This is a genomic window from Pseudomonas sp. S60 (assembly GCF_016647865.1).
Classification (GTDB): domain Bacteria; phylum Pseudomonadota; class Gammaproteobacteria; order Pseudomonadales; family Pseudomonadaceae; genus Aquipseudomonas; species Aquipseudomonas parafulva.
Genome location: NZ_JACVVH010000003.1, coordinates 57,622 through 80,691, shown reverse-complemented (window position 1 = coordinate 80,691; position 23,070 = coordinate 57,622). Strand labels below are relative to the sequence as shown.

The 23,070-nt window shown below is 63.1% G+C and carries 20 protein-coding genes; 17 read left to right on the top strand and 3 right to left on the bottom strand.

Annotated features, from left to right (window positions below; genetic code table 11):
• Positions 1-64 precede the first annotated feature (64 nt).
• The 9 genes from IAE33_RS02305 (at position 65) to IAE33_RS02265 (ending at position 11,700) form a co-directional block, all read left to right on the top strand.
• A complete protein-coding gene (locus IAE33_RS02305) occupies positions 65-781 on the top strand; it encodes an SIMPL domain-containing protein (RefSeq protein WP_201161926.1) in 717 nt (238 codons plus the stop codon).
• A gap of 330 nt (positions 782-1,111) precedes the next feature.
• Entirely contained in the window at positions 1,112-2,737 is a 1,626-nt protein-coding gene (locus tag IAE33_RS02300) for an ABC transporter substrate-binding protein (protein WP_060482234.1), read from the top strand.
• A 144-nt stretch (positions 2,738-2,881) separates the two neighbouring features.
• Entirely contained in the window at positions 2,882-4,474 is a 1,593-nt protein-coding gene (locus IAE33_RS02295; protein ID WP_201161925.1) for an ABC transporter substrate-binding protein, read from the top strand.
• A 173-nt stretch (positions 4,475-4,647) separates the two neighbouring features.
• Entirely contained in the window at positions 4,648-6,027 is a 1,380-nt protein-coding gene (locus IAE33_RS02290; protein ID WP_201161924.1) for an OprD family porin, read from the top strand.
• A 77-nt stretch (positions 6,028-6,104) separates the two neighbouring features.
• Entirely contained in the window at positions 6,105-7,715 is a 1,611-nt protein-coding gene (locus tag IAE33_RS02285; RefSeq protein ID WP_201161923.1) for an ABC transporter substrate-binding protein, read from the top strand.
• 89 nt (positions 7,716-7,804) lie between these two features.
• Entirely contained in the window at positions 7,805-8,815 is a 1,011-nt protein-coding gene (locus IAE33_RS02280) for an ABC transporter permease subunit (RefSeq protein WP_028631561.1), read from the top strand.
• Between the two features lie 10 nt (positions 8,816-8,825).
• Complete coding sequence (locus IAE33_RS02275; RefSeq protein WP_028631562.1) at positions 8,826-9,752, top strand: ABC transporter permease subunit; 927 nt, start codon at positions 8,826-8,828, stop codon at positions 9,750-9,752.
• 11 nt (positions 9,753-9,763) lie between these two features.
• Positions 9,764-10,732, top strand: coding sequence for an ABC transporter ATP-binding protein (locus IAE33_RS02270; RefSeq protein WP_028631563.1), 969 nt, complete (start codon positions 9,764-9,766; stop codon positions 10,730-10,732).
• Positions 10,732-11,700, top strand: a complete 969-nt coding sequence (locus tag IAE33_RS02265) for a peptide ABC transporter ATP-binding protein (protein WP_201161922.1) — start codon at positions 10,732-10,734, stop codon at positions 11,698-11,700. The genes IAE33_RS02270 and IAE33_RS02265 overlap by 1 nt, the downstream gene beginning before the upstream one ends.
• Positions 11,701-11,883: 183 nt before the next feature.
• On the opposite strand, the gene IAE33_RS02260 is transcribed toward IAE33_RS02265, so the two are convergent.
• Positions 11,884-12,783, bottom strand: a complete 900-nt coding sequence (locus tag IAE33_RS02260; RefSeq protein ID WP_028631565.1) for a hypothetical protein — start codon at positions 12,781-12,783, stop codon at positions 11,884-11,886.
• A 212-nt stretch (positions 12,784-12,995) separates the two neighbouring features.
• On the opposite strand from IAE33_RS02260, the gene IAE33_RS02255 reads away from it, so the two are divergent.
• From IAE33_RS02255 to IAE33_RS02240, 4 genes are all read left to right on the top strand, one after another.
• Positions 12,996-13,796, top strand: a complete 801-nt coding sequence (locus tag IAE33_RS02255) for an AraC family transcriptional regulator (RefSeq protein ID WP_201161921.1) — start codon at positions 12,996-12,998, stop codon at positions 13,794-13,796.
• 63 nt (positions 13,797-13,859) lie between these two features.
• The gene (locus IAE33_RS02250) at positions 13,860-15,266 is read left to right on the top strand and encodes an NAD(P)/FAD-dependent oxidoreductase (RefSeq protein WP_201161920.1); all 1,407 of its coding nucleotides are present in this window, start codon (positions 13,860-13,862) and stop codon (positions 15,264-15,266) included.
• A gap of 29 nt (positions 15,267-15,295) precedes the next feature.
• The gene (locus IAE33_RS02245) at positions 15,296-15,637 is read left to right on the top strand and encodes a cupin domain-containing protein (RefSeq protein WP_028631568.1); all 342 of its coding nucleotides are present in this window, start codon (positions 15,296-15,298) and stop codon (positions 15,635-15,637) included.
• Positions 15,638-15,689: 52 nt separating this feature from the next.
• On the top strand, positions 15,690-16,769 hold the full coding sequence (locus tag IAE33_RS02240; RefSeq protein ID WP_201161919.1) for a polyamine ABC transporter substrate-binding protein: 1,080 nt from the start codon (positions 15,690-15,692) through the stop codon (positions 16,767-16,769).
• A 99-nt stretch (positions 16,770-16,868) separates the two neighbouring features.
• On the opposite strand, the gene IAE33_RS02235 is transcribed toward IAE33_RS02240, so the two are convergent.
• Both IAE33_RS02235 and IAE33_RS02230 read right to left on the bottom strand, forming a co-directional pair.
• A complete protein-coding gene (locus IAE33_RS02235; RefSeq protein WP_201161918.1) occupies positions 16,869-18,452 on the bottom strand; it encodes a peptide chain release factor 3 in 1,584 nt (527 codons plus the stop codon).
• A gap of 107 nt (positions 18,453-18,559) precedes the next feature.
• A complete protein-coding gene (locus tag IAE33_RS02230; RefSeq protein WP_201161917.1) occupies positions 18,560-19,138 on the bottom strand; it encodes a hypothetical protein in 579 nt (192 codons plus the stop codon).
• Positions 19,139-19,495: 357 nt separating this feature from the next.
• Here IAE33_RS02230 and IAE33_RS02225 point away from each other — a divergent pair, with 357 nt between their 5' ends.
• From IAE33_RS02225 to IAE33_RS02210, 4 genes are read left to right on the top strand one after another with little or no spacing between them, the layout of a single operon-like run.
• Positions 19,496-20,206 (top strand): ABC transporter permease, encoded by a 711-nt coding sequence (locus IAE33_RS02225; RefSeq protein ID WP_028631571.1) that lies wholly within the window; start codon positions 19,496-19,498, stop codon positions 20,204-20,206.
• 16 nt (positions 20,207-20,222) lie between these two features.
• A complete protein-coding gene (locus IAE33_RS02220) occupies positions 20,223-21,134 on the top strand; it encodes a glycine betaine ABC transporter substrate-binding protein (RefSeq protein WP_201161916.1) in 912 nt (303 codons plus the stop codon).
• Positions 21,131-21,784 (top strand): ABC transporter permease, encoded by a 654-nt coding sequence (locus tag IAE33_RS02215; protein WP_028631573.1) that lies wholly within the window; start codon positions 21,131-21,133, stop codon positions 21,782-21,784. The genes IAE33_RS02220 and IAE33_RS02215 overlap by 4 nt, the downstream gene beginning before the upstream one ends.
• Complete coding sequence (locus IAE33_RS02210) at positions 21,781-22,938, top strand: osmoprotectant ABC transporter ATP-binding protein OsmV (RefSeq protein ID WP_028631574.1); 1,158 nt, start codon at positions 21,781-21,783, stop codon at positions 22,936-22,938. Before IAE33_RS02215 ends, IAE33_RS02210 begins: the two co-directional genes overlap by 4 nt.
• Positions 22,939-23,070: the final 132 nt, after the last annotated feature.

The window sequence follows — 23,070 nt, the reverse complement described above, 5'->3', positions numbered from 1 at the left end:
GTCTGACTGCCATGCGTGGAATGGATGGCCACACCCCACGCCTTTCTCTGCCAAGGAGCACCTTATGCAAATTCAACGTCGCGGCGCCGCCCTTCTGCTGTCCTGTGGTCTGCTCGCCAGCCTGCCGGCCCTGGCCGCCGATGAGCCGCGCTTCAACCAGGTCTCGCTGCGCGCCGAAGTCAGCAAGGAAGTGGCGCGCGACCTGATGGTCGTGACCCTGTACAGCGAAGCGCAGAACACCGACCCAGGCAAGCTTGCCAAGCAGATCACCGAAACCATGAACAAGGCCGTGCAGCAGTCGCGCCAGGTCAAGGACGTCAAGATCAGCCAGGGCAGCCGTAACAGCTACCCCGTTTACGACACCAAGGGCCAGAAGATCACCGGCTGGCGCGAGCGCGCCGAACTGCGCCTGGAAAGCGCTGACTTCCCCGCCCTGTCCCAATTGACCGCCGACCTGCTGCAGGACCTGAAAATGGGCGGCATGGACTTCTCCATCGCCCCGGCTACCCGCAAAGCCAGCGAGGACGCCCTGCTCAAGGATGCGGTGGATGCCTTCAAGGCACGTGCGCAACTGGCCACCGAAGCCCTGGGCGGTACCGGTTACAAAGTGGTCAACCTGAACCTCAACAGCAGCGGCTATCCACGCCCGTACCTGCGCAGCGCACCGATGGCGATGAAAGCCATGGCGGCTGACGAAGCAGCACCCGCGCCAGACATCGAGGCCGGCACCAGCGAAGTCAGCATGAACGCCGATGGCCTGATCGAGGTGCAAATGCCCTGAAGGCAGCGCGCTGTAAACAGGGGCCCGGTCGTGAATGCGATCGGGCTTTTGCGTGTCTGGGTGCACATATCAGCCCTGTCCTACACATATTTGAGATGTGTCCTACATCATTCCCTGCGCAGAAATAATCCGAAAAACGCCATCATTTTGCCAACGCAAACGTTTAACTTCGCCTAAAGTTACATGAATGCGACATCCATGTACGGCCGTACTACCTTTCTGGTGCCATCTATCCTTGTGCCTGTTGCATTGGCAATCAGCCGTGCATGAGTATCCGCAGGTCGGCTCACGAGGCCACCTCATCCGAACAATGACAACAATGAGGCCATCATGCTCAAACATGCAGTCATTCCGTTCCTGCTAGGCGCAGGCATGCTCACCGGCGCACCGTCAGCACTGGCCGCGTCCAACCTGGTGTTCTGTTCGGAGGGCAGCCCGGCCGGGTTCGACCCGGGGCAATACACCACCGGGACCGACTTCGATGCGTCGGCCGAGACCATGTTCAACCGCCTGACCCAATTCGAGCGCGGTGGCACTGCAGTGGTGCCGGGCCTTGCCACCCGCTGGGAGGTGTCCGACGACGGCAAGGCCTATACCTTCCACCTGCGCGAAGGCGTGAAGTTCCATACCACTGACTACTTCAAGCCCAGCCGGCCCTTCAACGCCGACGACGTGCTGTTCACGTTCAACCGCATGCTCGACAAGGACCAGCCGTTCCGCAAGGCGTACCCCACCGAGTTCCCCTATTTCACCGACATGGGCATGGACAAGAACATCGCCAAGGTGGAGAAACTGGACGAACACACGGTCAAGTTCACCCTCAACGACGTCGACGCCGCGTTCATCCAGAACCTGGCCATGAGCTTTGCTTCCATTCAGTCGGCCGAGTACGCCGACCAGTTGCTCAAGCAGGGCAAGCCGGCCGACATCAACCAGAAGCCCATCGGCACCGGCCCGTTCGTGTTCAGCAAGTACCAGAAGGACGCGCAGATCCGCTTCAAGGGCAACAAGGACTATTGGCAACCTGATGACGTGAAGATCGATAACCTGATCTTCGCCATCACCACTGACGCTTCGGTGCGCATGCAGAAGCTGAAGAAGAACGAATGCCAGGTCACCCTGTTCCCCCGCCCCGCCGACATCGAGCCGCTGAAGGCCGACAAGAACCTGCAGATGCCCCACCAGGCCGGTTTCAACCTCGGCTACATCGCCTACAACGTGATGGACAAGGTAAAGGGCAGCAACGAGCCCAACCCGCTGGCCCAGCTGAAGGTGCGTCAGGCGCTGGACATGGCTGTGGACAAGCAGAAAATCATCGAGTCGGTGTACCAGGGCGCCGGCCAGCTGGCGGTCAACGCCATGCCGCCAACCCAGTGGTCGTATGACACCACTATCAAGGACGCCCCCTTCGACCCGGAAAAAGCCAAGCAACTGCTGAAAGAAGCAGGCATCAAGGACGGCACCGAAATCACCCTGTGGGCCATGCCCGTGCAGCGCCCCTACAACCCCAACGCCAAGCTGATGGCCGAGATGCTCCAGTCAGACTGGGCCAAGATCGGCATCAAGGCCAAGATCGTCAGCTACGAGTGGGGCGAATACATCAAGCGCTCCAAAGGCGGCGAACAGGGCGCCATGCTGATTGGCTGGAGCGGCGACAACGGCGACCCGGACAACTGGCTGGGCACCCTGTACGGCTGCGATGCGGTCGACGGCAACAACTTCTCGAAATGGTGCTACAAGCCTTACGACGACCTGATCAAACAGGCCAAGGCCACCCCCGACCAGGCCAAACGTACCGAGCTGTACAAACAGGCCCAGCACATCCTCAAGGAGCAGGTGCCGATCACCCCGATCGCCCACTCCACCGTCTACCAACCCATGAGCGCCAAGGTGAAGGGCTTCAAGATCAGCCCCTTCTCGCTGAACGCGTTCTACGGCGTCAGCGTGGACCAATAGCCTGATCGGGCACCCGCCAGCATCGGGTGCCCGGGTTTTCCGCTAGTCAACGTGTTGCCCGGCCGCCTCTGGCTGCGGGGTCGACGAACTGTTGCCGCCATTCCTGCCACACGGCGGTGCAACCCTGACGCACAAGGATTTGCCATGCGTAACGCTACCTGCTTCACCACCCTGCTCGCCCTGGGCGTGCTGGGCCTTTCCCCTGCGCTGCAGGCCCGCAACCTGGTGTTCTGCTCCGAGGGCAGCCCTGCCGGTTTCGATACCGCCCAATACACCACGGCTACCGACAACGATGCCGCCGAGCCCCTCTATAACCGCCTGGTGGAGTTCGAACGCGGCGCCACCGCGGTGCAGCCGGCGCTGGCCACCCACTGGGAGGTTTCCGATGATGGCCTGCGCTACACCTTCCACCTGCGCGAAGGGGTGAAGTTTCACAGCAACAAGGGGTTCACCCCCAGCCGCGACTTCAACGCCGATGACGTGCTGTTCACCTTCAACCGCATGCACGACAAGGCTCACCCGTTTCGCAAGGCCTACCCCACCGAGTTCCCTTACTTCGTCAGCATGGGCCTGGACAAGAACATCGCCCGCGTCGAAAAGACCGACCCGATGACCGTGGTGTTCACCCTGAACACGGTCGATGCGGCGTTCATCCAGAACCTGGCCATGAGTTTTGCCTCCATTCTGTCTGCCGAGTACGCCGAACAATTGCTGGCAAGCGGCCGCCCCAGCGACATCAACCAGCACCCTATCGGTACCGGCCCGTTCGTGTTCCAGCGCTACCAGAAGGACTCGCAGATTCGCTACAAGGGCAACCAGAGCTACTGGGCGCCGGAAAACGTGAAGCTCGACAACCTGGTGTTCTCGATCAACGTCGACCCGTCGGTGCGGATCCAGAAGCTGCGCCGCAACGAATGCCAGGTCACCCTGCACCCACGCCCGGCCGACCTGCCAGCGCTGCGCCAGGACAGCAAGCTGCAGGTCATGCAGCAGGCAGGCTTCAACCTGGGCTACATCGCCTATAACACCCAGCATCCACCCTTTGACCGCCTGGAAGTACGCCAGGCCATGGACATGGCGGTGAACAAGCAGGCCATCCTGCAGGCGGTGTACCAGGAGGCCGGGCAGCGGGCGGTCAATGCCATGCCGCCTACCCAGTGGTCGTATGACGAGCGCATCAAGGACGCCCCCTACGACCCGGAAAAAGCCCGGCAACTGCTGGAGCAGGCCAAGGTGGCACCCGGTACCGAAATCACCCTGTGGGCCATGCCCGTGCAGCGCCCCTACAACCCTAACGCCAAGTTGATGGCCGAGATGCTGCAGGCGGACTGGAGCAAGCTGGGCTTCAAGGTGCGCATCGTCAGTTACGAGTGGGGCGAGTACGTCAAACGCCTCAAGAGTGGTGAGCACGACGTGGCCCTGATCGGCTGGACCGGCGACAACGGCGACCCGGACAACTGGCTGGGCACGCTCTACAGCTGCGATGCCATCGGCAGCAACAACTACTCGCTGTGGTGCGACCCGCAGTACGACAGCCTGGTCAAGCGTGCCAAGCAGGTCACCGACCCAGCCCAGCGCACCACGCTGTACCAGCAGGCCCAACAGCGGCTCAAGCAACAGGTGCCCATCACCCCCGTCGCCCATTCAACCGTCAACCAGCCCCTGAGCACCCAGGTGAGCGGGTTCAAGGTGAGCCCATTCGGCCGCAACAACTTTTCTGGCGTGAGCGTCGACTGACGCGCCGTCGGCCGCGCCGCCCTGCAGGGGGGAGGGACCTGCAAGGCGGGCCTGCGCAGCAGGCGTAAAGCCCTGTTTCAGCCATGGCGATCCCATGGCGCCCCAGGCAACACCGCTGCAACCACCCGGCCCACGAGGCCGGCAATAACTAGAAATGAAAAGGAGCTTCCAACGTGAGACTGTTCACTTCAAGCGCACTCGCCCTAGCGATTGGTGCCGCAACCACCGTGGCCCAGGCCGAGCCGCAAAGCCAGGCCTACCAACCGCTCACACTTGCCTCAGGCAATGAGCAGAGCCAGGCCAGCGGCTTTCTGGAAGGCCAGAGCCTGTCTGGCAGCACGCGCAACTGGTACGCCCGTGAGCGTGCCGCCCGCGCGCCGCTGTGGAAGTACTACAAAGGCGACGGCACCCGCCACCCGACACACAGCCGCGAGAACTGGGTGCAGGGTAGCATCCTCAATTACAGCTCCGGGTTTACCCAGGGCACCGTGGGCTTCGCCGTGGAAGCTGCTGGCTACAATGCCATCGCCCTGCAGCAAAGCCGCCAGGCCATCGCCGGGCCCAACAACCGTACCCTCACCCACAGCGATGGCGACCCGCTGGGGCAGTGGAGCAAGCTCGGCCTGGGCAACGTCAAGGCGCGGGTGTCCAACACCACCCTTACCCTGGGCCGCCAGTCCGTAGACACCCCGATGATCGCCTTCATCGGCAACCGGGCCCTGCCGTCGAGCTTTCAGGGTGCCTTTCTGCACAGCGCCGAGTTCGAGAACCTGACGTTCGACGTGGGCACCTTCGACCGGGTATCGCCGCGCACCGAGCAGAGCCTGAGCAAGTTTCGCAGCGAGTACGGCGCCCTGGGCGTGGAAACCGACCGCGCCAGTACCACCGGCATCAACTACCAGCCCTTCAAGAGCCTGACCACCAGCCTGTACGCCACCAAGGTGGACGACTTCTGGAACCAGTACTACTTCGGCGCCAGCCATGTGCTTGGCGACAGCGGGGTGCTAAGCCTGACCACCGGCTTGAACTACTACAAGACCAAGGACGCCGGCAGCCGCAAGATGGGGCAGATCGACAACGATACCTACAGCCTGTCGCTGGGCCTGACGCACCAGGCGCACACCCTGACGGCCTCCTGGCAGCAGGTCAACGGCAACGAGTACTTCGACTATCTGCACGAAACCAATGGCATCTACCTGGCCAACTCGCTGCTGTCGGACTTCAACGGCCCCAACGAGAAGTCGCTGCAGCTGTCCTATGTGCTGAACATGGCGCCCTACGGCGTGCCAGGCCTCAAGTTCAACCTGTACAACGCGCGCGGCTGGGGCATTGACGGCACCCACTACCGAGGCACCGCCTACGACGTGAGGGGCCTGGATGGCGAAACCCATTACGAGTGGGGTATCGGCACCAGCTATGCGGTGCAGAGCGGGCCGCTGAAAGACACCAGTATCCGCGCCACCTACACCACGCACCGGGCCAGCAAGGCCCAGGGCGACGGCAGCCTGGACGAGTTCCGGGTCGTCACCACCATTCCGTTCAACATCCTCTGACCGCAGCCGCCCCGGCCGGCTTCCTGGCGGGCCGGGGCAGCTACGCTGGAATCAGTCACGCAGGGAGACATCAACCCATGCACAAGGTAGTCAACAGATCACTGGCACTGCGCCTGGCAGTGGCCGCAATGATAATGGGCGCCACCGCGCAGCTGGCGGCCAAACCACTGGTGGTATGCTCCGAAGCCAGCCCGGAAGGCTTCGACGTGGTGCAGTACACCACCGCCGTCACCTTCGATGCAGCCTCCGAAACACTGTTCAACCGCCTGGTCGAGTTCAAGCCTGGCACCACCGACATCCAGCCATCGCTGGCCGAGCGATGGGAGGTGTCTGCCGACGGCCTGACCTATACCTTCCACCTGCGCCAGGGGGTGAAATTCCACACCACCGGCTACTTCACCCCCACCCGCGACTTCAATGCCGATGACGTGCTGTGGAGCCTGCGTCGCCAGCTCGACCCGGCCCATCCGTGGCACGACAAGACCAGCATCGGCTTCCCGTACTTCGAAAGCATGGCCTTCAAGCAATTGCTCAAATCGGTGGAAAAGACAGACGACCATACCGTAGTCATCACCCTCACCCGCCCAGAAGCGCCGTTCTTGCGGGACATGGCCATGGCCTTCACCTCCATCTATTCCGCCGAGTACGGCGACCAGCTGCTCAAGGCCGGCAAAACCGCCGAGCTCAACAGCAAGCCCGTCGGTACCGGCCCGTTCATCTTCCAGCGCTATAACAAGGACGCCCAGGTGCGCTTCAAGCCCAACCCTGACTACTTCCGCGGCAAGCCGCCTGCCGACGCGCTGATCTTCGCCATTGCCACCGACAGCAACGTGCGCCTGCAAAAACTGCGTGCCAACGAATGCCAGGTGGCGCTCTACCCCAAACCGGATGACGTGCCGTCAATCATCAAGGACCCCAACCTGAAGGTGGCGCAGACCGAAGCGCTGGTCACCGGCTACATCGCCATGAACACCCAGCACCCGTACCTGAGCGACGTGCGCGTGCGCAAGGCCATCAACATGGCCTTCGACCGCCAGACCCACGTGGACCAGCTGTTCGGCAAGGGCAATGCGCTGGTGGCGGTGAACCCCTACCCGCCGACCATGATGGGCTACAACACCACCAACCATAACCTGCCCCGCGACCTCGACCAGGCACGTGCCCTGCTGCGCCAGGCCGGCGTGCCGGAGGGCACCGTGATCACGCTGTTCACCCGCAACGGCGGCGGCCCCACCAACCCCAACCCACGCTTGTCTGCCGAAATGCTGCAGGCTGACCTGGCGCAGATCGGCCTGAAGCTCGACATCCGCGTCATGGAATGGGCCGAGATGCTGCGCAGGGCCAAAAAAGGCGAGGCAGACCTTGTGTCCAGCGGCTGGGCCGGCGACAACGGCGACCCGGACAACTTCCTTACCCCGTTGCTCAGTTGCGAGGCGGCCAAGAACGGCGAGAACTATGCCCGCTGGTGCAACTCGAAATTCCAGCAACTGATTACCCGCGCCCGCGAGGTGATCGACAACGACGAGCGTGCAACGCTCTATAGCGAGGCATTGAAGGTGTACGATGACGACCAACCCTGGATCAGCATGGCCCACCCCAAGGTGTTCACCGCCATGCGTGACAACGTGGAGGGCTATGTGATCAGCCCCCTGACCACCAACAACTTCGCTACCACCAAGGTGAAGTAGAACAACAACGACCGCCGGCAACCCAGACGGGGACCGGCGGCATTGCCGTGAGGGCGGCCAGCCCCACGGCCTGATGAGGTACCCCGACGATGTTGAGTTTTATTGCCCGGCGCCTTGGCCTGCTGATACCGACGTTTTTTGGTATCACGCTGCTGACCTTCGCGCTGATACGCCTGATCCCCGGCGACCCGGTGGAAGTGATGATGGGCGAGCGCAGGGTCGACCCGGAAATGCACGCCCAGGCCATGGAACGCCTGGGCCTGAACAAGCCGCTGCCGGCCCAGTACCTGGACTACGTGGGCAAGCTGGCCCAAGGCGACCTGGGTGAATCGCTGCGTACCCGCGAGAGCGTGTGGCGCGAGTTCATGACCCTGTTCCCGGCCACCCTGGAACTGGCCATGGCCGCCCTGCTGTTCGCCGGCATCGTCGGCCTGCTGGCAGGTGTGATCGCCGCACTCAAGCGCGGCTCGCTGTTCGACCACGGGGTGATGGGCCTGTCCCTGGCGGGGTACTCCATGCCGATCTTCTGGTGGGGCCTGATCCTGATCATGTTCTTCTCGGTGAGCCTGGGCTGGACGCCGGTTTCCGGGCGTATCGACCTGCTGTACGACATCGAGCCCAAAACCGGCTTCATGCTCATCGACACCTTGCTCAGCGACGAAGAAGGCTCGTTCAAGGATGCCGTGATGCACCTGATTCTGCCGGCCATCGTGCTGGGCACCATCCCCTTGGCGGTAATCGCGCGCATGACCCGCTCCTCGATGCTGGAAGTGCTGCGCGAAGACTACGTGCGCACCGCCCGCGCCAAGGGCCTGTCACCGGCCCGCGTGGTGTTCGTGCACGGTTTGCGCAACGCGCTGATCCCGGTGCTCACGGTGTTCGGTCTGCAGGTGGGTACCTTGCTGGCCGGTGCGGTGCTGACCGAAACCATCTTCTCCTGGCCGGGCATCGGCAAATGGCTGATCGAAGCCATCGGCGCCCGTGACTACCCCGTGGTCCAGAACGGCATCCTGTTGATCGCCTGCCTGGTGATTCTGGTCAACTTCGTGGTGGATATCCTCTACGGCCTGGCCAACCCACGCATCCGTCATCAGCGCTGAGGGCCACGCCATGAACAACCCGATTGCAAAACCCGTGTCGCCGGCAAGCCCGGTAGACCACAGCCTGCTCTACCCCTCGCCCTACAAGGAATTCTGGCAGGCTTTCGCCCGTAACAAAGGCGCAGTGATGGGCCTGGCATTCATGTGCGTGGTGGTGTTCTGCGCACTGTTCGCACCCTGGGTCGCGCCGCATGACCCCAGCGAACAGTACCGCGACTTTCTGCTAACGCCGCCGGTATGGCTTGAAGGCGGCACCTGGCAGTTCATCCTGGGCACCGACGAACTGGGCCGCGACCTGCTTTCGCGGCTGATCCAGGGTGCGCGGCTGTCGCTGCTGATCGGCCTGTCGTCGGTGGTGATGTCGCTGATCCCGGGCATCCTGCTGGGCCTGCTGGCCGGGTTCTTCCCGCAGCTGCTCGGCCCCTCGATCATGCGCCTGATGGACGTGATGCTGGCCTTGCCCTCGCTGCTGCTGGCGGTGGCCATCGTCGCCATACTCGGCCCTGGGCTGATCAACACCGTGATTGCCATCGCCATCGTGTCGCTGCCTTCGTACGTACGCCTGACCCGCGCCGCCGTCATGGGCGAACTGAACCGGGACTACGTCACCGCTGCGCGCCTGGCCGGTGCCGGGCTGGGGCGGCTGATGTTCGTCACCGTACTGCCCAACTGCATGGCCCCGCTGATCGTGCAGGCCACGCTGAGTTTTTCTTCAGCCATTCTCGACGCGGCAGCCCTTGGCTTCCTTGGCCTGGGTGTCCAGCCACCCACGCCTGAGTGGGGCACCATGCTCGCTTCTGCCCGCGACTACATCGAGCGCGCCTGGTGGGTGGTGAGCCTGCCCGGCCTGACCATTTTGCTCAGCGTGCTGGCAATCAACCTGATGGGCGACGGCCTGCGCGATGCGCTGGACCCGAAACTCAAGAACGCCGCCTGAGGAGCACGCCCATGTCACTGTTGCAAATCAACAACCTCAACGTGCGCTTTGGCGACGCCAATGCGGTGCCCGTGGTCGACGGCCTGGACCTGAGCGTGCAGGCCGGGGAAATCCTGGCCATCGTCGGCGAGTCCGGCTCTGGCAAGTCGGTGACCATGATGGCCCTGATGGGGCTGATCGACGCCCCCGGGCGCATTACCGCCGACGCCCTGACCTTCGACGGCACCAACATGCTCACCCTCAGCGGCCGCCAGCGGCGCAAGGTGGTGGGCAAGGACATCGCCATGGTCTTCCAGGACCCGATGACCGCCCTCAACCCCAGCTACACCGTGGGCTACCAGATTGAAGAAGTGCTGCGCCAGCACCTGGGCCTGAAGGGCAAGGCGGCGCGCCAGCGTGCCCTCGAGTTGCTGAACAAGGTCGAGATCCCGGCCGCAGAAAGCCGCCTGGATGCCTACCCTCACCAGCTGTCGGGCGGTATGAGCCAGCGGGTGGCAATCGCCATGGCCATTGCCGGCGAGCCGAAACTGCTGATTGCCGACGAACCCACCACGGCCCTGGACGTGACCATCCAGGCGCAGATCATGGAGCTGCTGGTGAACCTGCAGCAGGAGCGCAACATGGCGCTGATCCTGATTACCCACGACCTGGCGGTGGTTGCCGAAACGGCCCGGCGCGTGTGCGTGATGTACGCAGGCCAGGCCGTGGAGGTGGGCCAGGTGCCGGAACTGTTCGACATCCCGGCCCACCCCTACACCGAGGCGCTGCTGGCAGCGATCCCCGAGCACAGCGCCGGCGCCGAGCGGCTGGCCACGCTGCCCGGCATCGTGCCTGGCCGCTATGACCGGCCACAGGGCTGCCTGCTGTCGCCCCGCTGCCCCTATGTACAGGACAACTGCCGACAACAACGCCCGGCCCTGGAGGCCAAGGCCCACAGCCAAGCCCGTTGCTTCTACCCGCTGAACCAGGAGGTGGCGTGATGGCCGTCGTTCTATCCGCCCGGGACCTGACCCGGCATTACGAAGTGTCTCGCGGGCTGTTCAAGGGCCATGCCCTGGTACGTGCACTGAACGGTGTGTCGTTCGAGCTGGAAGCCGGCCAGACCCTGGCAGTGGTGGGCGAGTCCGGCTGTGGCAAGTCGACCCTGGCCCGTGCGCTGACCCTGATCGAGCAACCCACCTCCGGCTCCCTGCAGATTGCCGGCACCGAGGTCAACGGCGCCAGCAAGGCCGAGCGCAAGCAGCTGCGGCGCGATGTGCAGATGGTGTTCCAGAGCCCCTACGCGTCGCTGAACCCACGCCAGAAGATTGGTGATCAGCTGGCCGAGCCGCTGCTGATCAACACGTCGCTGAGCAAAGCCGAGCGCCGTGAAAAAGTGCAGAAGATGATGGAACAGGTGGGCCTGCGCCCGGAGCACTACCAGCGCTATCCACACATGTTCTCCGGTGGCCAGCGCCAGCGCATCGCCCTGGCCCGGGCAATGATGCTGCAACCCAAGGTGCTGGTGGCGGACGAGCCGACCTCGGCACTGGACGTGTCGATCCAGGCCCAGGTGCTGAACCTGTTCATGGACCTGCAGCAGCAGTTCGGTACCGGCTATGTGTTCATCTCGCACAACCTGGCGGTGGTGCGGCACGTGGCGGACCAGGTGCTGGTGATGTACCTGGGCCGGCCGGCAGAAATGGGGCCCAAGGCCGACATCTACGAAAAGCCGTTGCACCCTTACACCCAGGCACTGTTGTCAGCCACACCGGCTATCCACCCGGACCCGCTCAAGCCGCGCATCCGCATTGCCGGTGAACTGCCCAACCCGTTGAACCCGCCTGAGGGCTGCGCGTTCCACAAGCGCTGCCCCTATGCCACAGACCGGTGCAGCAAGGAACTGCCAGGGTTCCGGCAGGTAGGCACGCGGCAGGTGGCGTGCCACTACGCCGAGCAGTTCCTGTAACGAATCAGGCCGCCGGTTCAGGCCGCCAGGCAAAAACAAAAGGGCCGCTTGCAGCGGCCCTTTTGTATTCAGTGCATGTTGTCAGTGCAGCGATCAGTGCACGAACAATGCGATAAGAATGATGATTGGAATTGGGATACCCAGCATCCACAGTAGAATCGAGCGCATAGTTATTCTCCTTGCTTATCGTTGAATGGTGCGGTGAGCGACGTAGTCGCCTTCAACCCACTGCACGTGATCGCGGCGACGGCCACCGTACAGGGCGGCGACGCTGGCGAAGAAGGCGCCGCACAGCAGGGCGACGAAGGTCCACAGGGCAGTCCATGCGGCCACTTTGGCAGCGGTGTCGGCCGCCTGCTTGGCGTCGGTCTTGAGCTGCTGGATCTGAGCCATCACCTGATCAACACGGGCTTCAGCTTCAGCCTGGGTCATGCGGGTACGTTGAGCCACCAGCTGTGCCAGGTAGGCGCGGTCTTCCGGGGCCAGCGCACCGTCACCGGCAGCACCCTTGGCCAGAATGCGGGCCGCTACACCATTGGCAGCGTCATCGCTGACCGGTGCCGGGCCTTCGCCACGGAACAGGCCATCAACGAAGTAGCCCAGGGAGTCGTCAGAGGCTTGCGAAGCCGCGGCACCGCCTGCCGCTACCGTTACACCTGCTGCCTGCGACGCAGCACTGGCGCCGGCACCTACCAGGTTGCCTGCGGTGCCCAGTATCAGCATGGCCGCCACCAGCGTGGCGACAGCCCAGGACAGGAAGCCATGCGCAGTGTCACGGAAATACACTTCATCGCCATGCAGGTTCGCCCATTTGACGCGCAGGCGACCGGCCAGGTAGCCACCCAGGCCGGAAGCGATGATCTGCGTCACCAACAACCAGACAATGGTGGAAATGCCCAAGGCTTTCGCGCTTGCCCCCTCATTGGCCCAGGGCGAGGTGGCCGCAAAGCCAAGCCCCGCACCCAGCACCACCAGTATGAGAGATACGGCGGCTGCAGCAGCGGCGCCAGCGAAGATCGCCGCCCAGGAAACACCTGAGCGGCTTTGTGTATCGACAACGGAGTAGTCGGCAGAGGGGATCATGATGTGTTCGCCTGTATGTTGTTAGCGAGAAGTCCATTCGCGCAGTAAACGTTGCAGCGGCTGTGCCAGTTGTCACAAAAAATGACGTCTATACAAATCAAGCACTTATAAAAAAACGCCATTTTTTCATCGTGCAAAATGCGCGAATGGGCTGCTGGGGTCAGGTGTTCTGCATTCTTGTGGCAAGCCGGGCGACGAGGCATCATTTGCCCATGACCCTACCCGATGGCCCGGCCCAGACGCCGCTCACTGCCGATACCGTCCTGCGCTACCACCTGTGCTGGAAGTACCGTGACCTCGATGGCGTGCTTGCCCTGTATCACCCCGATGTCCAGTACCACGACTTCTTCCAGAACCGCGTGCTGGGGTACCAGGACCTGCGCGACTACGTGCGCGCCTGCCTGCCCCACGCGACCGGGGAAGACATCGTGCACAGCGACCGGATACGCGTTGACGGCTGTACCGCATTCATCCAGTACCAAGTCACCGTGCAAGGGGGGGATGGGCTGGTGGCGTTCCAGTCCAGCGAAGCGATCACGGTCCGGGACGGGCTGATCTGGCGGGTGAATGAATACGCTACCCTGGTGCGCCAGGGCGGCAGCCCCCACAGCGGCGGTGGTTTACGCCCGGCCACCAGCCGCCTGGGCCTTTCACCCCGCCAGCTGTCGACCATGGCCCAGGACCTGGAGCATTACTTCCAGGGGCATCGCCCCTATCTGGACCCGGAACTGGACCTGCAGCAGGTGGCCAACGCCAGCGGCTACAGCCGCAACCAGATCTCCTACCTGCTGAACCAAGTGCTGGGGCAAAGCTTTTACCGCTATGTGAACCAGGCGCGCCTGCATCACCTGATGGCGACCCTGGACGAGGACAGCGCCACCACGCCCATCGACGACCTGGCGTTCAACGCCGGTTTCAACTCGCTGTCGGCGTTCTATAAATGCTTCCGCGAACACACCGGCCTTACGCCCAAGGCGTACCTGAAGCAGATTTCCCTGCGTGCACGCACGTAAGACAACCGCCGGGGTTCGCCACTAGGATCGCCACATACCCCGCCGGATGTGGAGCCCGCCCCAATGCAACCCCTGCGCAGCCTGAGCTTGTGGATGGACCAGCTTGACGAGCCGCTGTGCGCTCGCCCGGCCCTGCGCGAGAGCCTCGAGGCAGACGTGTGCATCATCGGCGCCGGCTACACCGGCCTGTGGACCGCCTATTACCTCAAGCGCCAGGCGCCGCAGCTGAACATCGTGGTGATCGAGGCCAACATCGCCGGCTTCGGCGCGTCAGGGCGCAATGGCGGCTGGCTGATGGGCAACCTGCTGGGTGAGGACCGCCTGCTGGCGAGCCTCTCGCCGCAACAACGCCGGGCCAGCATCAACCTGCTGCACGCCATTCCCGACGAGGTCGGTACCGTGCTGCAGCGTGAGGGCATCGATTGCGACTACCGCAAGGGGGGCGTGCTGTACTGCGCCGCCCGCTACCCCGAGCAGGAGCGCAGCCTGCGCGCCTACCTCGACGACCTGTATCGCCAAGGCATGACCGAGGACGACTACCGGTGGCTAAGCCCCGAGCAGCTGGACGCCCAGGTGCGTATCAGCAATGCCTATGGCGCCATCTACAGCCCGCACACCGCCACCATCCAACCGGCGAAGCTGGCCCGCGGCCTTGCCCGTGCTGTAGAAGCCCTGGGGGTGCCTATTTATGAGAACACGCCCGCGCTTGACTGGCGGTCGGGCGAGGTCAGCACGCCCCTGGCACGCATCCGCTGCCAGTGGATCGTGCCGGCAGTGGAAGGCTATGCTGCCAGCCTGCCACCGCTGGGCAAGCATCAACTGCCGGTACAGAGCCTGCTGGTCGCCACCGAGCCGCTACCCGACACCACGTGGGATGAAATCGGCCTGGACCGGGGGCAGGCATTCAGCGAAGGCAGCCGCCAGGTCACCTATGGCCAGCGCACCACCGACAACCGCCTGGTTTTCGGCGCACGGGGCGGCTACCGCTTTGGCGGCAGGCTGCGGGACGACTTCAACCTCCAAGCCCATGAAGTGGAACTGCGCCGCTACCTGTTCAGCGACCTGTTCCCGCAGTTGCAGCACGCGCGCATTACCCACACCTGGGGCGGCAACCTGGGCATGGCCCGGCGTTTCCGCCCGCACATGCTGTGCGACCGCCAGCGTGGCATTGCCCTGGCGGGCGGGTATGGCGGTGAGGGCGTGGGGGCCACCAACCTGGGCGGTCGCACATTGGCGGCGCTGATTCTGAACCAGCACAACGCCCTCACCGGCCAGCCCTGGGTGCACGACAACCGCCCGCTCGCCAGCCTGGCCAGCTGGCCGCCCGAACCCTGCCGCTGGCTGGGCTACAACGCCATCATCCAGAGTTTCGTCCACGAGGACCGTACCCTCGCCAACCCGGCTACCCCGCCTTGGCGCCGGCGCCTGGCCAGCCACCTTGCGGACTTCATGGAAGGCTTTATGCACTGACTTCCCTACACCCAGACAGGACCTCGTTCATGAGCATCACCCAGTTCAAACAGACAGACACGGCTGTGCTGCAAACCAGCAACCCGGTGGCGGTGCCGCTCGGCGAACCGGTGGCGGTCACCTCGGTAACCTGCGTGGAACGCAGCGACGGGGTGGAGACCGGTATCTGGGAATGCACCCCGGGCCGCTGGAGGCGGCAGATCGTGCAGCAAGAGTTCTGCCATTTCATCAAAGGCCGCTGCACCTTCACCCCCGACGGTGGCGAGCCCTTGGTGATAGAAGCCGGAGACGCACTGATGCTACCGGCCAACAGCACCGGCACCTGGGACATCCAGGAAACCGTGCGCAAGACGTACGTGCTTATTTTCTGATCCGCTGATCGCCTGCCTTCGATAACAACAGACAAAGCAAGGTAAACCCGACATGCGCACACTCCTGATCGCCCCCCTGATGCTGGCCGCCAGCGTGGCCGGTGCCGCCGAAACGGTAAAGATCTACAACTGGTCCAGCTACGTCGCCCCCGACACCCTGAAGAACTTCCAGCAAGCCACCGGCATCGTGCCCACCTATGACGTGTACGACAGCAACGAGACCCTGGACGGCAAGTTGATGACGGGCAATTCCGGGTACGACGTGGTGTTCCCTTCCAACCACTTCATGGCCCGGCAAATCCAGGGCAAGGCACTCAAGCGCCTGGACAAGTCCCAGCTGCCCAACTGGAAAAACCTCAACCCGGTGCTGCTCAAGGCACTGGAGGTCAATGACCCAGGCAACCAGTATGGCTTCCCGTACCTGTGGGGCAGTACCGGCATCGGCTACAACATCGACAAGGTCAAGGCCGTGCTTGGTGACAATGCACCGGTCGACTCCTGGGACCTGATTTTCAAGCCTGAGTACATGAGCAAGTTGAAGCAGTGCGGCGTGGCGGTGCTGGACAACGGCCCGGAGCTGCTGCCAATCGCCTTGCACTACCTCGGCCTGCCCCACCACAGCCAGAACCCGGCGGACTACGACAAGGCCAAGGCGCTGCTGATGCAGGTACGGCCCTACATCAGCTACTTCCATTCATCGAAGTACACCGGCGACCTGGCCAATGGTGATATCTGCGTCGTGGTGGGCTTCTCGGGGGATGTACTGCAGGCCAAGAACCGCGCAGAGGAAGCGCATAACGGGGTAAAGGTCGGCTACTCGATCCCGAAGGAGGGAGCCCCGCTGTGGTTCGACATGGTGGCAATGCCGGCCGATGCACCGGATGAAAAGGCAGGGTATGCCTACATGAACTACCTGCTGGAGCCGCAGGTGATGGCCAACATCAGCAACCATGTGCAGTACGCCAATGGCAACCTGAACGCTGACGGCCTGGTGGACCCGGCCCTGAAGGGCAACAGCATGATCTACCCAAGCGAAGCGGTGATGGGCAAGCTCTACGCCCTGGAGGCCATGCCCGCCAAGATCGACCGCATCCGCACCCGGATATGGACCAGCATCAAGGCCGGCAATTGACAGCGGCTGCAAGCCACACAAGCTGCAAGCTGCAAGCAGTGCGGCCCGACACAGGTCCGCTTCTTCTTGTAGCTTGCAGCTTGAGGCTTGTGGCTGCTGTCAGTGGTGCTCGCGGGTAGCGCGGAACTTGATGTCAGGCCAGCGCTCTTCCATCAGTGCCAAGTTGACCCGAGTCGGTGCCAGGTAGGTCAGGTGACCACCCCCGTCGATGGCCAGGTTTTCCATGGCCTTGTTCTGGAAGTCCTCGAGCTTCTTCTTGTCGTCACAAGTGATCCAGCGCGCCGACCAGACGGTGATGGGCTCGTAGGCGCACTCGACCTTGTATTCTTCCTTCAAACGGCTGGCCACCACATCAAACTGCAGCACACCCACGGCGCCCAGGATGATGTCGTTGCTGCGCTCGGGGAAGAACACCTGGGTGGCGCCTTCTTCCGCCAGCTGCTGCAGGCCCTGGCGCAACTGCTTGGACTTCAGCGGGTCTTTCAGGCGCACGCGGCGGAACAGCTCCGGGGCGAAGTGCGGGATGCCGGTGAAGCCCAGCGCCTCGCCTTCGGTGAAGGTGTCGCCGATCTGGATGGTGCCGTGGTTGTGCAGGCCGATGATGTCGCCGGCAAAGGCCTCTTCCAGCTGTTCACGCTCGGAGGAGAAGAACGTCAGCGCATCACCGATACGCAGGTCCTTGTTGGTGCGCACATGGCGCATTTTCATGCCCTTTTCGTACTTGCCCGAGCAGATGCGCATGAAGGCGATGCGGTCCCGGTGTTTCGGGTCCATGTTCGCCTGGATCTTGAACACAAAACCGGTGAACTTCTCTTCCACCGGCTCCACGGTGCGCTCGTGTGCCACCCGGCCCAGCGGGCGCGGCGCCCAGTCGACCACGGCGTCCAGCACATGGTCCACACCGAAGTTGCCCAGCGCGGTACCGAAGAACACCGGCGTGAGCTGGCCGTCGATGAACTCCTGCTGGTTGAACTCATGGCAGGCGCCCTGCACCAGCTCAAGCTGCTCGACGAACCCATCGTACTGATCGCCCAGGTGGGCACGGGCTTCGTCGGAGTCCAGTTGCTGGATGATCTTGGCTTCAGTGCGTTCGTGGCCGTGGCCCGGCGTGTACACCACGATGTAATCGCCGGTGAGGTGGTACACACCCTTGAAGTCGCGGTAGCAACCGATCGGCCAGGTAATCGGCGCGGCCTTGATCTTCAACACCGCCTCGATCTCGTCCAGCAGTTCGATCGGGTCGCGGATGTCGCGGTCGAGTTTGTTGATGAAGCTGACGATGGGGGTGTCACGCAGCCGGCACACATCCATCAGGGCGATGGTGCGCGGCTCGACGCCTTTACCGCCGTCAAGCACCATCAGCGCCGAGTCGACCGCGGTGAGGGTACGGTAGGTGTCTTCCGAGAAGTCTTCGTGGCCGGGGGTGTCGAGCAGGTTGATCATGTGCTCGCGGTACGGGAACTGCATCACCGAGGTAGTGATGGAGATACCACGCTGCTTCTCCATTTCCATCCAGTCGGAGGTTGCGTGGCGGTCGGACTTGCGCGACTTCACGGTACCGGCGACGGAGATGGCCTTGCCCATCAGCAGCAGCTTCTCGGTGATGGTGGTCTTACCGGCGTCGGGGTGGGAAATGATTGCGAAAGTGCGGCGCTTCGCGACTTCGGCGGCCTGGTTGGTCATGGGAAATCGCCTGACTTGGGATCGAAAAGGGGCAGTATCATACCCGAATTCACAGGCGGGCCAAAGCACCGGCGTGCCGCCTGTTCAGGCGACAGGCCGGTTGCGGCTCAATGGTCGTCCAGTAGTTCTTCACCGATATCGGTAATACGGATCTGCAAGTCGAGCGGTTCACCCTCACCTGCGCGAGCACAGGCGAACCAATGATCTGCCACGTGCTCGCGCTCGGTTGCGCACAGCTCCAGGTTGGTAGTCCGCGTCCAGATACGGGCTGCGACGTGATCACCCGGTTGCAAGCTGCGATCCATACCTGCGAGGGCTCCTTGCTCGTTCAGGGCCATCACCTTCCATAATCGCTCATCTGCGACCTTTTCATCGTACAGGCAACCGTAGTCATTGCCATTACGGTCCAAGTAGCGTTTTTTCGAGTTGAAGTCCCGCCCTGTACGGCGGCTCCAGGACTGGATGTCGTAGTATCGACGCCCCCTGGCTTCGTCCACCATGCACCGGAACCAGAACCGGTGAGGTTCACGGCCAACCAGTGACGACACAACCAGCCAGTCATCGGCGACGCGCGCCGCCTCCCCACCGCGCACTACCAATTTTGCGCAATCCAGAAACCCCTCCAAGCCCGGTGTCGAGCATGCCACGTGGGCGACGAAGGAGCGGTCATAGTCATGAACAAGCATTGAGTAACCTCCCGAATGAGTTTTTTATCTGGGGGCGCGAGCACCCTCACAGCTCAATATTTAAGGGCTATAGCGCTGTGAAAGGCTTAGGGAATTGGCAACCGCAAGGGAAATGGGCGCTGGCCAAATGCCGCCTCAGATGGGAACCTTATGCCCCCCGGAGACGTCCACTCCCCTGCAACCCACCTCGGTTCAGGGCTGGTTTCACCAGCATCCACGAGCCTGACGGGGCTCGACTCATGGCATGACCGCCCTGCCCTGCAGGCATCACGCTGCTACTCGCGAACACACCACCCGCCGCCCGATCGGGCCGGCCAAGAAGAAGTGTGCTCGCCGACGACAATAAGGAGTCCACCTGTGGCGAAACGCTACGGAAAAGGGCTGTTGGGATGGGCCACCGTGCTCGTCATCCTGGCCCTGCTGGTCCACTGGATCGGCCTCGACACAATCGCGCGCTATCGCGACGATCTGACGTTCTACCTGCAAGCGCACCTGGTGCTGGTGCTGGCTTCGATGGCGGCGGCATTGGCCGTGGGTATCCCCGCCGGCATTGCCTTGAGTCGACCGCACAGGGTCGACAAAGCCGAGCGCTTCATGCAGTTCTTCAACGTTGGCAACACCATCCCCCCCCTGGCCGTACTGGCCATCGCCCTCAGCGTTCTGGGCATCGGCGCAGGGCCTGCGATCTTCGCCCTGTTCCTCGCCTCCCTCCTGCCCATCGTGCGCAACACCTACGAAGGCCTGAAGAACGTACCCGCCTCGCTCAAGGAAGCCGCCACCGGCATCGGCATGACGCCGCGCCAGCAACTGTGGCAGGTGGAACTGCCCAACGCCGTGCCCATCATCGTCGGTGGCGTGCGGGTGGCCCTGGCACTGAATGTGGGCACTGCGCCGCTGGCGTTTCTGATCGGTGCCAACAGCCTGGGCAGCCTGATCTTCCCTGGCATCGCCCTGAACAACCAACCGCAGTTGCTGCTTGGCGCAGCTTGCACCGCACTGCTGGCGCTACTGCTGGATGCGTTGGTGAGTTTTTCCAGCAGACGCTGGCTGGAACGCGGCCTGGCCTGACCACTTGAGGGAACCCATGAAAAAAGTTATCGCCTTGCTCCTGGGCGCGGGCCTGCTGTTGTCAGGTTTTGCCCAGGCAGCGGAAAAACCGCTGATCCGTATCGGCGCCCGGGTGTTCACCGAACAGACCGTGCTGGCCGAAATCACCGCCCAATACCTGCGCGCCAACGGCTTTGACGTTCGCGTCACCGGCGGCCTGGGCAGCAGCCTGGCACGCCAGGCCCAGGAAACCGGCCAACTCGACCTGATGTGGGAATACACCGGCGTATCGCTGGTGTCGTACAACCACATCGACGAGCGCATGCCCAGCCCCGAGGCCACGTACGCCAAGGTCAAGGAACTGGACGCACGCAAGGGCCTGGTATGGCTCAAGCCATCGAAGTTCAGCAACACCTATGCCCTGGCCCTGCCCAGTGAAGTTGCCCGTGAGTACCCGCAGGTGAACACCATCAGCCAGCTGAACGAAGTGCTCGAGGCCGAGCAATCGCGCAAGCACCTGGTGGCGCTGGACACCGAGTTCGCCAACCGCCCGGACGGCCTTGATGGCCTGCAGGCGCGCTACGGCATGCACCTGGGCCGGGCCAACATCCGGCAGATGGATGCAGGGCTGGTCTATACCGCCCTGCGCAACAACCAGGTGTTCGCAGGGCTGGTGTACACCACTGACGGCAGGCTCAACGCGTTCGAGCTCAAGCTGCTGGAAGACGACAAGCATTACTTCCCTGACTACACCGCAGGGCCGGTGATCCGCAAAGCCGTACTGGACGCCCACCCCCAGCTCGCCGAGCTGCTGGCGCCCCTGGCCGACCAACTGGATGACGAGACCATGCGCCAGCTCAACGCCAAGGTCGACGTCCAGCACCAGAGCCCGTCTTCGGTGGCCGCCGCCTTCCTGCGTGAGCATCCCTTGCACGAGGTGACCCCATGAGCCTGTTCGACACGTTCGCCCACCTGGACTGGGCATTGGTCCTGCAACTGACCTGGCAGCACATCATGCTGGTGGGCATCGCCGTGGGCCTGGCCATCCTCATCGGCGTGCCGCTGGGCATCCTGATGACCCGTTTCCCGTTCCTGGCCGGCCCGCTGCAGGCCAGCGCCACGGTGCTGCTGACCATCCCCTCCATCGCCCTGTTCGGGTTGCTGCTGCCGTTCTACTCCAAGTTCGGCCAGGGCCTGGGCCCGCTGCCGGCGATCACGGCAGTGTTCCTTTATTCACTGCTACCCATTCTGCGCAACACCTACCTGGCGCTGACCAACGTCGAGCCAGGCATCCGTGAAGCCGCGCGCGGTATCGGCATGACCTTTGGCCAGCGCCTGCGCATGGTCGAATTGCCCATCGCCGTACCGGTGATCCTGGCCGGCGTGCGTACCGCCGTGGTGATGAACATCGGCGTGATGACCATCGCCGCCACCATCGGCGCGGGCGGCCTTGGCGTGCTCATCCTCACCTCCATCAGCCGCAGCGACATGTCGATGCTGCTGGTTGGCGCCGTACTGGTCAGCCTGCTGGCAATCATTGCCGACCTGCTGCTGCAAACCCTGCAACGTGCCCTGACTCCAGAAGGAATGCGCTCATGATCGAACTGAAAAACCTCAGCAAAACCTTCAACGCCAACGGCAAGGATGTCAAAGCCGTGGACGCGGTCAGCCTCACCGTCAACGAAGGCGAGATCTGCGTGTTCCTTGGCCCCTCGGGCTGCGGCAAGAGCACCACGCTGAAGATGATCAACCGCCTGATTACCCCTACGTCCGGGCAGGTGTTCATCAATGGCGAGGACACCAGCGGCCTGGACGAGGTGACCCTGCGTCGCCACATCGGCTACGTGATCCAGCAGATCGGCCTGTTCCCCAACATGACCATCGAAGAGAACATCACCGTGGTGCCACGGCTGCTCGGTTGGGACAAGCAGCGCTGCCACGACCGCGCCCGCGAGCTGATGCACATGATCAAGCTTGAACCCAAGCAATACCTGCAGCGCTACCCCCGCGAGCTGTCCGGTGGCCAGCAGCAGCGTATCGGCGTGATCCGTGCCCTGGCGGCAGATGCACCGGTGCTGTTGATGGACGAACCGTTCGGCGCGGTGGACCCGATCAACCGCGAGATGATCCAGAACGAGTTCTTCGAAATGCAGCGCGCGCTGAACAAGACGGTGATCATGGTGAGCCACGACATCGACGAAGCGATCAAGCTGGGCGACAAGATCGCCATCTTCCGCGCCGGCAAACTGCTGCAACTGGACCACCCGGATACCTTGCTGGCGCACCCGGCCGACGATTTCGTCAGCAACTTCGTCGGCCAGGACAGCACGTTGAAGCGCCTGTTGCTGGTGCGTGCCGAAGACGCGGCAGACAACGCGCCCTCGGTAAGCCCGCAGACGCCGGTAGGCGAAGCCCTGGAGCTGCTGGACGAACACGACCGCCGCTACGTGGTGGTGACCGATGGCCAGAACAAGGCACTGGGCTACGTGCGCCGCCGCGACATGCATCGCCAGCAAGGTACCTGTGCCGACTTCCTGCGCCCCTTCAACGCCACCGCCTCCCACGACGAGCACCTGCGCATCCTGCTGTCGCGCATGTACGAGTTCAACCGCGCCTGGTTGCCGGTACTGGATGCCGAACAGGTGTTCCTGGGCGAGGTAACCCAGGAGTCGATCGCCGCCTACCTGAGTTCGGGGCGCTCCCGCGGGATGAAGACCAGTATCGTCTCGCCGGCCGAGGTGGCCGCCTCGTAACGTGCCACCTGCCAGCCGCAAACGAGGAATCGCCGGTCAGTAACAAAAAATTTATGCACAAATACCGGGACGCCCGTACCCGATAAATGTGGCCATAAATATGAACACCCCCGCGCCCCTCACCACCGGCGC

Excerpts from the sequence above, each read along its gene's own strand:
- IAE33_RS02245 (WP_028631568.1), top strand. The coding sequence starts at position 15,296 with ATGAGCATCACCCAGTTCAAACAGACAGACACGGCTGTGCTGCAAACC.
- IAE33_RS02235 (WP_201161918.1), bottom strand. The coding sequence starts at position 18,452 with ATGACCAACCAGGCCGCCGAAGTCGCGAAGCGCCGCACTTTCGCAATC.
- IAE33_RS02240 (WP_201161919.1), top strand. The coding sequence starts at position 15,690 with ATGCGCACACTCCTGATCGCCCCCCTGATGCTGGCCGCCAGCGTGGCC.
- IAE33_RS02305 (WP_201161926.1), top strand. The coding sequence starts at position 65 with ATGCAAATTCAACGTCGCGGCGCCGCCCTTCTGCTGTCCTGTGGTCTG.
- IAE33_RS02260 (WP_028631565.1), bottom strand. The coding sequence starts at position 12,783 with ATGATCCCCTCTGCCGACTACTCCGTTGTCGATACACAAAGCCGCTCA.
- IAE33_RS02295 (WP_201161925.1), top strand. The coding sequence starts at position 2,882 with ATGCGTAACGCTACCTGCTTCACCACCCTGCTCGCCCTGGGCGTGCTG.
- IAE33_RS02275 (WP_028631562.1), top strand. The coding sequence starts at position 8,826 with ATGAACAACCCGATTGCAAAACCCGTGTCGCCGGCAAGCCCGGTAGAC.
- IAE33_RS02215 (WP_028631573.1), top strand. The coding sequence starts at position 21,131 with ATGAGCCTGTTCGACACGTTCGCCCACCTGGACTGGGCATTGGTCCTG.
- IAE33_RS02285 (WP_201161923.1), top strand. The coding sequence starts at position 6,105 with ATGCACAAGGTAGTCAACAGATCACTGGCACTGCGCCTGGCAGTGGCC.
- IAE33_RS02250 (WP_201161920.1), top strand. The coding sequence starts at position 13,860 with ATGCAACCCCTGCGCAGCCTGAGCTTGTGGATGGACCAGCTTGACGAG.
- IAE33_RS02255 (WP_201161921.1), top strand. The coding sequence starts at position 12,996 with ATGACCCTACCCGATGGCCCGGCCCAGACGCCGCTCACTGCCGATACC.
- IAE33_RS02220 (WP_201161916.1), top strand. The coding sequence starts at position 20,223 with ATGAAAAAAGTTATCGCCTTGCTCCTGGGCGCGGGCCTGCTGTTGTCA.
- IAE33_RS02270 (WP_028631563.1), top strand. The coding sequence starts at position 9,764 with ATGTCACTGTTGCAAATCAACAACCTCAACGTGCGCTTTGGCGACGCC.
- IAE33_RS02280 (WP_028631561.1), top strand. The coding sequence starts at position 7,805 with ATGTTGAGTTTTATTGCCCGGCGCCTTGGCCTGCTGATACCGACGTTT.
- IAE33_RS02300 (WP_060482234.1), top strand. The coding sequence starts at position 1,112 with ATGCTCAAACATGCAGTCATTCCGTTCCTGCTAGGCGCAGGCATGCTC.
- IAE33_RS02210 (WP_028631574.1), top strand. The coding sequence starts at position 21,781 with ATGATCGAACTGAAAAACCTCAGCAAAACCTTCAACGCCAACGGCAAG.
- IAE33_RS02265 (WP_201161922.1), top strand. The coding sequence starts at position 10,732 with ATGGCCGTCGTTCTATCCGCCCGGGACCTGACCCGGCATTACGAAGTG.
- IAE33_RS02230 (WP_201161917.1), bottom strand. The coding sequence starts at position 19,138 with ATGCTTGTTCATGACTATGACCGCTCCTTCGTCGCCCACGTGGCATGC.